The 14,558-nt window shown below is 59.4% G+C and carries 14 protein-coding genes and 1 pseudogene; 9 read left to right on the top strand and 6 right to left on the bottom strand.

The features are described 5' to 3' along the window. The 3 genes from ACRXB1_RS15070 to ACRXB1_RS15080 all read right to left on the bottom strand — a co-directional run. Positions 1–356: NAD(P)-binding domain-containing protein (locus tag ACRXB1_RS15070; protein WP_449492435.1), on the bottom strand; the 356-nt coding region annotated here is incomplete at its 3' end. A gap of 285 nt (positions 357–641) precedes the next feature. Next, complete coding sequence (locus tag ACRXB1_RS15075) at positions 642–2,015, bottom strand: CoA transferase (RefSeq protein WP_449492436.1); 1,374 nt, start codon at positions 2,013–2,015, stop codon at positions 642–644. 9 nt (positions 2,016–2,024) lie between these two features. Then, the gene (locus ACRXB1_RS15080) at positions 2,025–2,213 is read right to left on the bottom strand and encodes a hypothetical protein (protein WP_162916230.1); all 189 of its coding nucleotides are present in this window, start codon (positions 2,211–2,213) and stop codon (positions 2,025–2,027) included. Between the two features lie 115 nt (positions 2,214–2,328). Here ACRXB1_RS15080 and ACRXB1_RS15085 point away from each other — a divergent pair, with 115 nt between their 5' ends. Further along, the gene (locus ACRXB1_RS15085; protein ID WP_449492437.1) at positions 2,329–3,351 is read left to right on the top strand and encodes a citrate synthase; all 1,023 of its coding nucleotides are present in this window, start codon (positions 2,329–2,331) and stop codon (positions 3,349–3,351) included. A 217-nt stretch (positions 3,352–3,568) separates the two neighbouring features. On the opposite strand, the gene ACRXB1_RS15090 is transcribed toward ACRXB1_RS15085, so the two are convergent. Together ACRXB1_RS15090 and ACRXB1_RS15095 are read right to left on the bottom strand one after the other, a co-directional pair. Then, entirely contained in the window at positions 3,569–5,035 is a 1,467-nt protein-coding gene (locus ACRXB1_RS15090) for a sodium:solute symporter family protein (RefSeq protein ID WP_449492438.1), read from the bottom strand. Next, positions 5,032–5,247 (bottom strand): DUF3311 domain-containing protein, encoded by a 216-nt coding sequence (locus ACRXB1_RS15095; protein WP_174363552.1) that lies wholly within the window; start codon positions 5,245–5,247, stop codon positions 5,032–5,034. Before ACRXB1_RS15095 ends, ACRXB1_RS15090 begins: the two co-directional genes overlap by 4 nt. A gap of 812 nt (positions 5,248–6,059) precedes the next feature. On the opposite strand from ACRXB1_RS15095, the gene xdhA reads away from it, so the two are divergent. From xdhA to xdhC, 3 genes are read left to right on the top strand one after another with little or no spacing between them, the layout of a single operon-like run. Continuing rightward, complete coding sequence (gene xdhA / locus ACRXB1_RS15100; RefSeq protein WP_449492439.1) at positions 6,060–7,565, top strand: xanthine dehydrogenase small subunit; 1,506 nt, start codon at positions 6,060–6,062, stop codon at positions 7,563–7,565. Between the two features lie 26 nt (positions 7,566–7,591). Beyond that, positions 7,592–9,970 (top strand): xanthine dehydrogenase molybdopterin binding subunit, encoded by a 2,379-nt coding sequence (gene xdhB, locus ACRXB1_RS15105; RefSeq protein WP_075357518.1) that lies wholly within the window; start codon positions 7,592–7,594, stop codon positions 9,968–9,970. A gap of 13 nt (positions 9,971–9,983) precedes the next feature. Continuing rightward, positions 9,984–10,523: a xanthine dehydrogenase accessory protein XdhC gene (xdhC, locus tag ACRXB1_RS15110; RefSeq protein WP_449492440.1), complete on the top strand. Its 540-nt coding sequence runs from the start codon at positions 9,984–9,986 to the stop codon at positions 10,521–10,523. Between the two features lie 20 nt (positions 10,524–10,543). Here the strand turns inward: xdhC and ACRXB1_RS15115 are convergent, their stop codons facing one another. Further along, on the bottom strand, positions 10,544–10,762 hold the full coding sequence (locus ACRXB1_RS15115; RefSeq protein ID WP_449492441.1) for a hypothetical protein: 219 nt from the start codon (positions 10,760–10,762) through the stop codon (positions 10,544–10,546). Positions 10,763–10,944: 182 nt separating this feature from the next. Between ACRXB1_RS15115 and ACRXB1_RS15120 the strand changes: the two genes are divergently transcribed. The 5 genes and pseudogenes from ACRXB1_RS15120 to ACRXB1_RS15140 form a co-directional block, all read left to right on the top strand. Then, positions 10,945–11,631 (top strand): cytochrome b, encoded by a 687-nt coding sequence (locus ACRXB1_RS15120; RefSeq protein WP_449492442.1) that lies wholly within the window; start codon positions 10,945–10,947, stop codon positions 11,629–11,631. 130 nt (positions 11,632–11,761) lie between these two features. Continuing rightward, positions 11,762–12,184, top strand: a pseudogene (locus ACRXB1_RS15125) (VIT1/CCC1 transporter family protein); the annotation flags it as partial. A gap of 316 nt (positions 12,185–12,500) precedes the next feature. Beyond that, positions 12,501–13,040 carry a hypothetical protein gene (locus ACRXB1_RS15130; RefSeq protein ID WP_375507927.1) on the top strand — a complete coding sequence of 180 codons (540 nt, stop codon included), beginning with the start codon at positions 12,501–12,503 and terminating at the stop codon, positions 13,038–13,040. Next, positions 13,037–13,699, top strand: a complete 663-nt coding sequence (locus ACRXB1_RS15135) for a response regulator transcription factor (protein WP_075357524.1) — start codon at positions 13,037–13,039, stop codon at positions 13,697–13,699. Before ACRXB1_RS15130 ends, ACRXB1_RS15135 begins: the two co-directional genes overlap by 4 nt. Further along, positions 13,675–14,558: histidine kinase dimerization/phospho-acceptor domain-containing protein (locus tag ACRXB1_RS15140; RefSeq protein ID WP_449492443.1), on the top strand; the 884-nt coding region annotated here is incomplete at its 3' end. The genes ACRXB1_RS15135 and ACRXB1_RS15140, both read left to right, overlap by 25 nt.

The following is a 14,558-nucleotide window of genomic DNA, read 5'->3' on the forward strand; positions in this document are numbered from 1 at the left end:
TCACGTGGCCGGGAGGCCGAGACCCGCTCGGCCCCCAGGCCACGTGAATAGGCCGGAGAGGTCGTGCCCATGTGGACGATCGTACGGTCGCGTACGCGGGATGCGAAGTCAAGACCGCCACGGTCGAGTACCGCGTCAATGGCGGCGCCATCGACCAGCATCAGAATGACCGTCGAGGAGCGCGCAAATACCTCGCCCGCATCTCGTGCAACCCATGCGCCGGCAGCGGCAAGCGTCCCGGTCTTCGCCTGAGTGCGATTCCAGACCACGAGCGGCGTGCCGACTGTAGCCAGGTTCAGCGCCATGGCTTCTCCCATTGCGCCGAGCCCGATGAAACCGACCGTCTGTATTGTCATGGTCTTCCATCAATCACTTAGGTGCATCGCACTGTATTCCTCACTTTCGAATTAGAAAAACGATATTTTTTGATATCGCACATTACGATACATAATACGTCCGTTGCGCGGAATCCCGACATCAACCTTCTTTGGACTTTCGTTAGGGGCGGCGAGCCATCAGACCAAGCGGCTTGAGCGATCGTCCGATTGGTATCAATGAGGTGGCCATTGCAGTCGCTGACAATTCGCCGCCAGCTCGCGAAATCTCTCAACGTCCGGGACACAAAACCACGGCTGCTCGCTTTACCAACCCGGTTCGGCAGAGCCCAGGCGCGATGCCGGAAGCCGCCAGGCCAGAGCTACGCCGTTCACTGACACAGGCGATCTGCAGCGTTTCGCCGGTCCCCATTCTGTCTGCTCGAGCGAAGCGCAAAAGTCGCCGTTGCTTATAGTCAAACCCTCAGCCGCACTTGGCGTCCGAGGCAGGTCGATCAACGACTGCGCGGTTCGCGCAAGCGATAGCCTGGCCGTCGTTGCCCGATTTTCTGTGAGGCGCCAGATAAAAGACCGGACCACAGCCGCAGCCATCAGATAGCCAGTTGCCTGGTCGATCGCTTGAACGGGCAGCGGCACCGGACGATCCGCCTGTTTCCATTGCATGCCGCCATGCGCAATTCCTGAGCTCATCTGCACCAGGCTATCAAAGCCTCGGCGGCCACTCCACGGACCGCTCCATCCATAGGCGTCGAGTGACACATCGATGAGTCCCGGGTTGATTGCGCGGCGCGCGGCTTCTGTGTAGCCCAGTTGATCGAGGGCGTCGGGCCGATAACCATGAACCAACACATCGGCCTTCGACAATGACTGCTCGAATATCTCCCGACCATGTGGCGTTTCAAGGTCCAGTCGTGCACAGCGCTTGCCGAGCGTGACCTCGGGTATCAAAGCCGGCTCGTCCCATCCCGGTGGATCGATTCTCAAGACGTCCGCACCATATCCCGCAAGAAAGCGGGTTGCGACCGGACCCGCAAGAACGCGGGTCAGGTCGAGCACTTTCATGCCTGCAAGCGGTCTCGCTTCTTCAGGCTGCCACGCTGGCGGGTCGGTCGCAGCGGCGACGGACGACAACGCAATCAGCGGCTCAGATGCCACTGCCCTGCCTTGAGGATGGGCCTCCCATGCGTCGCTTGTTCGCATCGCGGCGGCACAGCCTTGCTGCTCGACGACCGCAGTTTCGAGTTCTTCGGCGGACCAGCCTGCGACGGCGCCTGCCACGGCAGACTTGTTGTCGGCACATTGCAGCGCACTCAGCGCCGCCGCTTTGTGATGAGGCGCGTTGGTATGCAGTCTGATCCAGCCATCGCGGGTTCGATAGTCCCCGGCGATCGTGTCCCAGGCGGCGGGCAAGGTCCAGCCAACGGGTTGAACTGACCAGCCGAACCAGAGCGAAGCAAGTCTTCGGTCGATGACGACCTCGGGCGCGCGGTCAAGCCGCATCTTGAACAATTCCCCGATCGCGACGCCGGCTGCCGCTATTGCTTCAGCGGCAAAGTCGGCGACAGGGAACGCAGAAGTGAGTTCGCCCGAGCCTTCCAAGGTGACACGCGTCAGCGCATCGGTGGGGAATTGAAGCGCCTGTAAGGCGGTCTCCAGAAATCTCACCGATAAATTCGTCACGCTGCCCTCCTAAAAAAAGCCGATTGCCGCCGCAACGGTTGTCGTCAAGCTGCCGCGAATTCCGATATCAAAAGACTGCGCAGCTGTTTCGACGCCCAGCATAAACTTGATAAAGTTGACGTCAATCTTGATTTGAATCGTCAATGTCAACACGGTGATTACGATGGGCTGGATTACGGCAGCAGAAGCACTTGGCATTTTGGGCGTCCGTCCGCAGACGCTTTACGCAAACGTAAGCAGGGGGAAAATCCGCGCGCAACCGGACAAGGCTGATAGCCGCCGCAGCCTCTACCATCGCGAGGACGTACTGCGAATGGCGAAGCGTAGCAACGGTCGAAGGAAAGTCGAGACGGTCGCCGCCCAAGCCATTGAGTGGGGTGACCCTGTGCTGCCGTCGGCCATATCCACGGTGATCGATGGACGGCTCTGGTATCGCGGTCTGGACGCTGTTGCACTTTCAGGAACGGCCTCGCTGGAAGACGTCGCCGCTTTGCTGTGGGACTGCCCGGAGGCGCCCCGTTTGCGACCCGCGACCAGGGCCGATCGTGTCATTCATGGCCGTGGCGGTTTCGGTGGCGCCTTGCGTGCGGGACTCATTGCGTTGTCGGAGCGAAGCGCAAACGACCTGCCGTCAATAGGCCGTGCGCTGCCCGTTCTCCGCGAAGAGGCGGCAAGCGTGCTCGTGACCTTAGCCCAGGCGATGCTTGGAAACGAAGAGTCAAGCGGCGACCGCCCGCTGAGCGAACATATCTCGACCTTATGGGCACGCAGGGACGCGGAGGACATGATTCGCCGTGCGCTTGTCCTGCTTGCAGACCATGAACTGAATGCATCCACGTTTGCCGCGCGCGTGACTATTTCGACGGGTGCTTCCCTGGCGGCAGGGATGCTTGCGGGGCTTGCGTCACTGACCGGTCCACTCCACGGGAGAGCGTCGCTGGCGCTCAATGCGCTGATCGCATCGACAGGGCGTCTTGGCGTTGAGCAAGCCGTACGCGAATGGCTGGCGCAGGGACGGACGTTACCGGGGTTCGGACACCCGCTTTATCCGGACGGCGACGTTCGGGCCGCCGCGTTGCTGGAGTTGCTGCCAACGCGTAGGGCTTATACGGAACTCCTGGGCTATGTGGCGCGTTCTGTTGGTGAAGCGCCTAATATCGACTTCGCGCTCGCCGTCATTGCCGAGACATTCGACTTGCCAGCCGAGGCGCCGTTTATCCTGTTCGCGCTTGGCCGGTGCGTCGGGTGGCTCGCACACGCGCTGGAGCAAGTGGAAGCGCATCGTCTGATCCGTCCGCGGGCACGTTATGTCGGCGTCGTGCCGGACGTTGAATAGATGCAGGTTGCGTATCCGACATTCGGCGATCGAGGAGACGGGATATGGTGATCGCAAGAGGTGCAGGGATCGCTATGGCGTCGCAGAATCAGCGCATAGCGTTATTCGGGAATCCTGCGCTCTGCCTGTCAGATGCGATGACGTCGCTTGGGAAGGCGAATATCTGTTCCGATCAACCGCGTCAGCGCCACGTCTGGTCGTCAAGCAGCCCCGAGCGTTACGCGTGCTCTTGAGCAAGCGCTCGCGACTGCGTCAGACCGCTTACCAAACCGAACACTACGAAATTCACGGCGAGTGCAAGTAACCCAATATTCGCATCCTTGATCGAATCGGGAAGAGAAGGGAATATCGTTCCGATGCTTAGATGCATCGTAGTGGTAACGACGACCACCGCCACCCCCGCCACGATTCCGCTCATCGCGCCATATTTTGTCGCTCGTGTCTGATGCATGAGACTTGCGATCAGCGCGGGAAACAGTTGAGTGACGAAGCTGTAGCCCATCAAAAGAAGTGACACGATCGTCGAGCCGCCTTGAAGCGTGAACCAGATTGCGACCAGGGCAACGACGGGGACCAACCATCTCGCGAGCTTGCCAACCTGCGTATCGGACGCCTGGCGATTTATTGCGCCGCGGTAAATATCATTTGCAAGAAGCGTTGAGGCGGACGTGAGAATCATCGAGCCGGGAACAAGCGCCGTCAGTACACCGGCGGCTCCGATGACGCCGACAACCCAGGGATCAAATGTGTGGATCGACAGCCGGAAAAGAGACAGGTCAATGTCACCGCCCGTCAGACCCGGAACCTTGAGTGTCGCTGCAAATCCGACGAAGAATACGAACAGAAGGATGAGCTGATAGATCGGCAGAATGATGGCATTGCGCCGGAAGGTCCTCTCCTCCCGAGCGGTAAAAACGGAACCGAAGGTGTGCGGCCACATGAAAAAACCGAGCGCCGTAAGCAGCACAGTGGATTGAAACCACGAAACGCTCGATCCTTTGGCGGGAAACGTGAGGAAGCCCGGTTTCGCAATGTCGATGGCGTGAAACATCGCGCCTATGCCGCCATAGAGGTGGTACGGAAGGTATATCCCGAGCACCAGTACTACGGTGAGGATCAGGATGTCCTTCACCACGGAATTCCATGCCGAACCCCGCACGCCGGAAAGAATCACATACGCGGTGACTACCAGAGCGCCGATCCAGACCGCAGTGGTCGAGGAGATCGCCCCATAAGACGCGGTGGCCACAATGATGCCCAACCCCTTGAGTTGCAGCACGAGATACGGAATGAGAGCAACGACGCCCACGACCGCGACAAGTACGCCGAGGGCCGGGCTGTCGTATTTGCGGGCGAAGTAGTGAGGCTGTGAAACAAGTCGATGCTGTTTCGCGTAACGCCAGATCGGTGGCAGCATCCAGTAAGAAAGAATATAGGCGAGCGTCCCGTAGGCAAGAATGTAGTAGACAGGGGCACCCTTGCCGTACGCGAAGCCGCTTCCGCCGAGAAATGTGAAGGTCGTGTAGATCTCACCTGCCATGAGCAGGAAAACAAACGCGGTGCCAAAACTGCGGCCTCCAACCGTCCATTGCTCGAGATCCATGTCGTGTCCGCGACGCGCGCGGACTCCGAGATAAAGCGCAAACAGGGTCGCAGCGGCAATGATGAATAATGCGCTGCTCATGACCGCACCTCGCCTGCGTGATCAATCGGCCCTCGGTTTGCCGGATCAAGGCGATAAATGATCCCCATGATGACCGCGCTCAATACGATCCAGATGACGATCCATGCGAGAACGAATGGCATGCCGAGAATCAGTGGCTCAACGTGGTTCGCGAATGGAACGCCTACCAGGATGCCGATAAACGGAAGTGCAGCCATGATTCGGAAAAGCATGATGGACGGCTCCTTGAGCAAGCGCGGCCGATGCCGGCGGGCACCGCAGCGTGGCTAACTGTATGCCTGCTTCATCCATGTCGTAAAGCTAATCAAAAATATGTAGGGCGATCGAAAGGCGGTAGTACGGTCGCTGGCAGAAGGTCAGGTGTCGGATTCAAAAGACGTATTTTCCACAACTGCTTTACGCAAATGACGCCGCGTTGTTATGCCGCCCAAGTCTAAAAATCCCTGCCATGTTGCGTTGCGGCTAAATCGAAATGCCGGGATGCAGGCCAATCAGCAGAGCGGCATCCTCGTGCGATTGCAGGTGCATTCTTTCCAAAGCCACGCGCAGTCAACACATGTCATTTCGCACATAGACTTGTTGCTCTCCCAAGGTTGGTTGCGCGACCGGATCCCGATATGGTCTGGTTGCGCAGTCCGAAAGGCTGTGACGACCCACATCGATATGGGGGGACACGCATGACTTCCGCCAACGGATCGCCTCATGCCTGCACGCGAATGGCTGGCGCGAAAATATCTGAAGCGTTGATGTCCGAACCCGAAGTCATGTTGCAGCGTTTTTCATGCACCGCTGGCGCCGACATAAGGAGATTCCCGGCGCGACCGAATATGGCCGTTATCGCCCTGGCAATATAACGCGCATTTCCCCGTGGCTATGGGTTCTGCCTTTTGATGGTGGTACTTTTCGGAGCGTCACTGCGGCGCGGTTCAGACCGACTGGTAGAAGCCGTAGCAGCGATGCAGCGATAACGCTACAACGACCCCCAAAAAAAAGCCGCAGCGCAAACCAACGCGAGCACAGAGACATGAGCCAGCCCATCCGCTTCTACCACCGCAACGCGATCCGCGAAGTCAGCGACGCGCCCGTCACCCAGACCGTGCTCCAGTATCTGCGCGAAGACGCGCGTTGCACGGGCACGAAAGAAGGCTGCGCCGAAGGCGATTGCGGTGCGTGCACGGTTGTACTGGGCGAGCCCGACGACGCGGGCGGCCTCAAGTTCAAAGCTGTCAACGCGTGCATCCAGTTTCTGCCGACACTCGACGGTAAAGCGTTGTTCACCGTAGAAGATCTGCGTCAGCCGGACGGATCGCTGCATCCGGTGCAAGAAGCGATGGTCGAATGCCACGGCTCGCAGTGTGGCTTCTGCACGCCTGGTTTCGTGATGTCGATGTGGTCGCTATACGAAAAGCACGGTCACGAGCATTCATGCCCAAACAAATCCGTTCCGTCGCGCGCCGACATCTCTAACGCGTTAACGGGCAATTTGTGCCGTTGCACCGGCTACCGTCCCATCGTCGACGCGGCGGTGCGGATGTTTGAATTGCCTGCGCCAAAAGCGCCAGTGGATATCGCTGCAATCGCTCGTACCCTCGCAACGCTTGAACGCGAAGACACTTTTAGCTACCAACATGCGGGCCAACGTTTTGACGCGCCGAGCACCGTCGACGAACTCGCCCGCATCAAGGCTGCGCAACCGTCGACGCGAATCCTCGCTGGCAGCACCGACATCGGCCTGTGGGTCACGAAACTGATGCGCGATCTCGGCGACATTGTCTACGTCGGACGAATAGGCGCACTGCAGAAAATCGAAACGTCGGACAACTGGATTGAAATCGGCGCAGGAGTCTCGGTAGAACGCGCGTATGAAGAGCTCGCGAAGCACTATCCCGAGCTGACGGAAATGTGGAAGCGCTTCGCTTCGCTGCCGATCCGCAACGCCGGTACGCTCGGCGGCAACATTGCGAACGGTTCACCCATTGGCGACTCGATGCCCGGCCTGATCGCGCTGGGCGCGCATGTGATAGTTCGCGGAAACGACGTCGAGCGCGTCATGCCGCTTGAAGACCTGTACCTCGCGTATCAGAAGAAAGACATGGCGGAACACGAGTTCGTTCTCGGACTGAAAGTGCCGACGCGCACTGGGTCGCGCGCGAATCTGCAGTTTCGCACTTACAAGTTGTCGAAGCGATTCGACTCGGATATCTCAGCCGTCTGCGCGGCGCTTTCGTTTGTCGCCGACGACAACATGATTCGCGATCCACGCATCGCGTTCGGCGGAATGGCTGCGACCCCAAAGCGCGCGACGCACGTCGAAGCGGTGCTGCGCGATGCTGAGTGGCACGAGGCCACTGCACAGGCAGCGATGGCCGCGCTCGCGAACGACTACGCGCCGTTGTCCGACATGCGCGCGTCGAGCGACTACCGGCTCGAAGCCGCGAAGAACACGTTGCATCGTTTCTGGCTCGAGACGCGACCGGACAATCCGTTGCCAAAAGCCGCGATCGACGTGCGCGCGGTCATTGCTTCCTGAACGTCAAGGACACGGAGAACAATAGAATGAACCAGCAAGCAGAACCGTTTCTGAGGGACATGAAGGAAGCACAGGACCTTCTCGAAGGAAACTTTACACAGGTCCACGTTTCCCGGCCGCACGAATCCGCGCATCTGCATGTCAGCGGCCGCGCAACCTACACTGATGACATTCCGGTGGTCGCCGGCACGCTGCACGCAGCGCTCGGGTTGTCGGCAAAGGCGCATGCGAAGATCGTATCGATGTCGTTCGATGCCGTGCGGGCGACGCCCGGCGTTGTCGCCGTCTTCACTGCCGACGACATCCCCGGCGCGAATGACGTCGGCCCGATCATTCATGGTGACGATCCGATCCTTGCCGATGGAGTCGTGCAATTCGTCGGCCAGCCCATGTTCATTGTCGTCGCGATGTCGCACGACATTGCCCGGCGCGCTGCACGCCGGGCGGAGGTCGTCTACGAGGAATTGCCGGCGATCCTCACGCCGCAACAGGCACGTGCGGCCGACTCCAGGGTGCTGCCCCCGATGAAACTCGCGCGTGGTGACGCCGCCGCGAAGATCGAGTGGGCCGCGCATCGCGAAACAGGCGAAATGTTGCTCGGCGGCCAGGAGCAGTTTTACCTGGAAGGTCAGATTTCGTACGCCGTGCCGAAGGACGACGACGGCATGCATGTATGGTGCTCGACACAGCATCCGTCGGAAATGCAACACATGGTCGCCCACATGCTCGACGTCGCGTCGCACAACGTGCTGGTCGAATGCAGGCGGATGGGTGGCGGTTTCGGCGGCAAGGAGTCGCAATCGGGCCTGTTCGCGTGCTGCGCGGCGCTTGCCGCATGGAAGCTCCAGTGCCCCGTGAAATTGAGGCCCGACCGGGATGACGACATGATGGTCACCGGCAAGCGTCACGATTTTCATTACACGTATGAAGTCGGTTATGACGACACCGGTTTGATCGACGGCGTGTCTGTTGACATGACGTCGCGTTGCGGTTTTTCAGCCGACCTTTCGGGCCCGGTAATGACGCGCGCGCTGTGTCACTTCGACAATGCGTACTGGCTTCCGCACGTGTCCATTGACGGCTTCTGCGGCAAGACGAACACGCAGTCGAATACTGCGTTTCGCGGCTTCGGCGGACCGCAGGGCGCGTTCGCGATCGAATATATCGTCGATAACGTCGCGCGCTCCTTGGGGCTGGATGCGCTCGACGTACGCCGCCGCAATCTATACGGAAAGACCGAGCACAACGTAACGCCATACGGTCAGGCGGTCGAAGACAATGTGATCCACGAATTGCTCGACGAGCTGGAAGCCACGAGCAACTACCGCGCGCGTCGCGAAGCCGTTCGGGAATTCAACGCGAACAATGACGTGCTTAAAAAGGGCCTCGCGTTGACGCCGGTGAAGTTCGGCATCGCGTTCAACGTAACTCACTTCAACCAGGCCGGCGCACTGGTGCACATCTATACCGACGGCTCGGTTCTCGTGAACCACGGCGGTACGGAAATGGGTCAAGGGCTTAACACGAAGGTTGCGCAGGTAGTCGCGCACGAGCTCGGCATACGTTTCAATCGTGTACGCGTTACGGCGACTGATACGAGCAAAGTTGCGAACACGTCGGCGACTGCGGCATCGACAGGAAGCGATCTGAACGGAAAAGCTGCGCAAGACGCCGCCCGGCAATTGCGCGAACGGCTGGCCGCGCTGGCCGCGGAGCACTATGGCAAAGGACAGGTCGACGCGCGCGATGTGCGTTTCGTCGACGACCGGATTGTAGTTGGCGACGCGGCGATCCCTTTCGACGAGGTGATCATGCAGGCTTACCGTGCGCGGGTGCAACTGTGGTCCGACGGCTTCTACAAGACGCCGAAGCTCTACTGGGACCAGACGAAAATGCAAGGCCGGCCGTTCTCCTACTACTCATATGGAGCCGCGGTCTCCGAAGTGGTGATCGATACGCTGACCGGCGAAATGCGCGTGCTGCGCGCCGATGCGTTGCACGATGTAGGCGCGTCGCTGAATCCGGCCCTGGATGTGGGACAGGTGGAGGGCGGATTTATTCAGGGAATGGGCTGGCTCACGACCGAGGAATTGTGGTGGAACGCAAACGGCAAACTGATGACCCATGCACCGTCGACGTACAAGATCCCGACCGTCAATGATTGCCCGCCTGTGTTCGATGTCCGGTTGTTCAAGAACCGCAATGTGGAAGACAGCATCCACAGGTCGAAGGCTGTCGGCGAACCGCCTTTGCTGCTGCCGTTTTCGGTGTTCTTCGCGATCCGCGATGCGGTGGCGAGCGTCGGCAATTACACAGTGAACCCGCCGATGAACGCGCCCGCGACGAGCGAGGAAATCTTGAAAGCGGTGGGTGCCGTTCGCGCGGCAGTTGCTGCAGCGGGTTGATTGCAGGCTAGCTATGGAAATCGTTCCGAGACCCGAGGTTATCAGCGCTCGCCGCGCGTGGCCGTCCGTACCACCGACCCATATCGTCCTGTTTGGCGCGGGGCACGTCGGTCATGCGCTTGTTACCTTGCTCGGAATGCTGCCTTGCGTGGTGCAATGGGTCGATGCCCGCGACGAACTGTTCCCTGATCAAGTGCCCGCCAACGTGCAAATCGAGGCGACCGATACGCCGGATGCCATTGTGGATTCGGCGCCGCCCGGCGCCTATTTCCTGGTGATGACGCATGACCATTCGCTGGATTTTTCTCTGGCGTATCGGATCATGCGTCGCACCGATTTCGCTTACTTCGGCATGATCGGGTCGAACACGAAACGCGTGAAGTTCGAGCGGAGGTTGATTGATCGCGGTGTGGACGCCGAGCGATTGACGGAGATGATTTGCCCGATCGGCGTTGAAGGAATCGTCGATAAAGCGCCTGGGTCCATTGCGGTCTCGGTCTGTGCGCAGTTGATGCAGGTCAGGTCGGCGGTTAATTCTTGTTCCGGGTCTTAGCGGTCACTTGAACCAATTCATCAGTTGGCGTTGAGGCCAAGCTGGCGCGACAGTGTGCTACCGATGTCGCCGAGCCGATCGGCGGCATCGAAATGGCGCTCGTCGCGCTGGCCGACAACGCGCGCATCGAGGTGAAGATTATCCAGCCGTTGCGATTTCAAATCGGAAACGGGGTCGACCCGCGCTCCAGGCCGGGAAATCCGCCTGACTATTCGGGCCGGAGCCGTCGCGACGGACATTCACGTGTTAAGCCACAGCCGCCCATCCTGATCACATGTCGTCATCAAACCAGGAAGCTGGATGGGACTTGATGCCTACCGTTCAATTGAATAGTGAATCTGGCTGCTTTCGAACATAGATAGACATTCAAGGATACGATTAGCGCGCTTACATAGGTTTGCATGAACGTAAGCATTGCTACGTGAAATGGATCGATGCTTGGATATTGCAAGCTGAACCTCAGAATCCCGCGCGCTACTATGCCTTTCCTAAGTATCTGGGCGCAAGCTTCCGGGTCCAGCCGGACCTTTCAGGACATGTCAATATGCGGCAGAACTCCTCGACCACATCCTCTGCGTATGGCCGCACCGCACGTTTTTTTCACTCGGCCACCGTGCTGCTTCTTGCGAGCCAATTTGCGATTGCGTGGACCATGCCCGATGTTCATCGCGGCACCCAGCCGGTCGGTCTGATCGCTTGGCATTTGTCGGTTGGCATGCTTATCCTGCTGCTGGTGGCCTTGCGAATCGTTTGGCGCTTCACGCATCCGGCGCCCCGCGAATTGCCAGGCATTCCCCGTCCATTAGCGGTGGTTGCGCGCCTAACACACTGGATGCTTTATCTCCTACTGATAGCACTGCCGCTCATGGGATGGGCCAACGCCTCGTCCAGAGGGTGGCCGAGCTTCCTGGGCACTCTCTTGCCGTTGCCGGCGCTTTCGCCGGAAGGATCGCCATTCGGACACTCGCTTGGCGATTGGCATAAGGTTTTTGCCTGGGTTCTGCTCGCGCTTGTCGCATTGCACGCGGCCGCTGCGGTTTTCCATCATTTTGTTCTTCGCGACGCCACTCTTCGACGCATGTTCCCCACATCGCGTGATAGCGCATAGCAAGCCGCCGAGTGCGTGATCAGAAATACTTTCATTCGCACTCAAGCGTGGTCGAAGGGTTGTAGCGTCTCTATGCATACGTGCCTGTTATTCTGCGAATCTTTCAATCACGGAACTGCGAAGACTCAGCATGGCATCGAAATCCGAGCTCAGACGATTTCGCAGCAACTTGTCCGGTGAACTCGACAGCGCCGCGCTCTACGAAACACTTGCCGGCGCTGAGCACGATAGCGAACGCAAGCAGGTTTATGCGGAACTTGCGGCATCGGAGCGCGACCATGCGCGTCTGGTCCGAGAAACTGCGCGCCAACGGCGTGAGCGTGCGCACCTGCCAGAACCATTTTGCTGACTGCGTTTGCCGGACTCGTGGCCGGAGCTTGTTCCATGGCGCTTGGGGAATGGCTGTCGGTCACGAACGCACGCGAACTCGCGCGTATCCAGATCGAAAGAAGCCGACAAACTCGAACATACGCCCGACGCCGAGTGACACGAACTCGCGCTGATCTATCAGTCGAAGGGGCTCGGCGCCGCAGAGGCGCGTCGCAGCGCAAATCATGAAGGCAAATTCTGATCGGCATGGTGGCGGCAGGGTTTACGTTTGGTGTTGGCAAGCTGCTGGGCGTGTCGATGTCCTGAGATCGACCTGCCCGGGTCGGCTGCTTTCGCATGCTATGTAAGCCTCTGCTAATTATTGTTTCGCCTTCTGAACCTATGATGAGGCGTGGGTCGACTTCGGAGTGGGGAGGCCAACAATGAATACGAACCCCGACTGTTAAGGTAAGACAGGCCGGCCCACCCGTCTACGCCGACGCGTCCCGCGCCGGCGTGTTGCAAGCACAATGTTTCAACAGGTTCGAAGGTACGGCGTCATGTCAAACGGTTGGCTGGATGGAGTGGGGGCCGTTGCCGGGATCTTGCTCGGCGTCGCGATTCCCGCACAGGAGGCCATACGCGCGCGTAAAGCATTCGGCGCGCATCTGGCTGAGCGCATCCGCGAAACTACGGATGCTTTCGATGCTGCAGAAGCGCTCGCACGGCAAGCGTTGTACGCTATAAGCGGGCCGGCGCGTGAACGCGCCCGTTTCGCTGCGGCTTACAACCGCTCGTATATCGAGCATATCTTGAGACGCGTGGATGCCGCCGCCAATAACGCGGTGAAAAACATACCCGAAGACACAGCCGGTTTCATCATTGCGACGGCGCACGCTCGAGCCAGCATGCGCGATTTCTTCGACAACCTTTCGGCCGCGAATTTGACTACGTCCTCGCCGTCCGCGCTGCGCGGCTTGTTCGATCGCCTTGGCAGTGACCTGCGCGAGCTCCACACTGCAGGTGACCGTATGCTGAAGATGCGGCATGTTGGACTCGCGGCTTTCGGCATGTGCCGCGCATTCTGGGATCCCCGATGAGAGTGTTGCTGGTTGAAGACGACTGGATGATCGGCGAGGTGGTCAGGGACGCGTTGAAGGACGCGTCATGCGGGGTGGACTGGGTGCGCGATGGACATCAGGCGCTAAGCGCCGTCAAGGTTCACTCCTACGAAGCCGTCCTGCTCGACCTTGGCTTGCCGAGGGCCGACGGCATGAGCGTCCTGAGCGCCATTCGCGCCAGCGACAATGCCACCCCAGTCCTGATCATCACGGCGCGTGACGGCGTCGCCGACCGCATTCGCGGGCTGGACAGCGGGGCCGACGATTACGTTCTCAAGCCGTTTGAAATGTCCGAAGTGCTCGCGCGCTTGCGTGCGATTGTGCGGCGGCGTGCGGGCGTCGCTGCGCCCGTGCTGACCAATGGCATCATGTCGCTGGATCCTGCCACCCATGAAGCGTGCTCGCCAGGGATATCGTTACGGCTTTCAGGACGCGAATTTGCGTTGCTGCATGCGTTGATGATTCGTCCCGGTGCGATCCTGTCGCGCACGGAACTCGAGGACCGCATCTACGGCTGGAACGAAGAGGTTGAAAGCAATGCAGTTGAATTTCTGATTCACTCGCTGCGACGAAAACTCGGCAGCGATACGATCAAAAATGTCAGGGGTGTCGGATGGATGGTATCGAAAGGCGGGTAGGGCAGTCGCTCCAGTTGCGCTTGTCCATGTGGCTCGCAATTGCCGTTCTTTTGAGTGCCGTCGCGGCAGGCATTTTTTCGTTCAAGGCCGCGTTCCACGAAGCCAACGAGATCCAGGATCAGCAGCTCAAGGAAGTGGCTACGCTCGTCACGGCGGAAAATGTGGACTCCATGGCGGAAGGCTCCGTGCATTATGTGCCGGAGTTCGAGCCGGAGGCGAAGGTCGTAGTGCAAAAGCTAGGCAACGTCAACACGCAGCGCCTGCTCGACTTGCCCCCTACGCTGTCTGATGGCATGAGGACGCTGACTCTCGGCAACCGCGAATGGCGCGTTGTGGTCCGCACACTGGCGCCGGGTACCCGCGTAGCCGTTGGCCAGCAGACTTCCGATAGAAACGAAATCGCCCGCAATAGTGCTGTCGCCACGCTAATTCCGTTTCTTGTACTGGCGCCGGTGTTGGTCGGGGTCGTGTTCCTGTTGGTCAGGCATATGTTCAAGCCCCTCGCGCGGCTTGCCGCAGAACTCGATGTCCGTCCTGATCACGATCTTTCAGAAATACGGGTTACCGGCGACCCGCAGCTTCCGGCCGAGATCGTGCCATTTCTTGTTGCCAATAACCGCATGCTCGCGCGCGTTGCCCAGTCGGTTGCGCTCCAGCGGCGTTTCATAGCCGACGCAGCGCATGAATTGCGCTCGCCGCTTACCGTGCTTTTGCTGCAGGCAGAGCGGCTGGATTTGTCGGAAATGTCGACGCAGGCGCGCGAACGCTTTACCGCCTTGAGCAATGGCCTCACGCGCACGCGCGCGCTCGTCGAGCAGTTGCTGACTCTCGCGCACGCGCAGGAGGGCGACGGCATTGA

The sequence above is a fragment of the Caballeronia sp. M23-90 genome, from assembly GCF_053574605.1.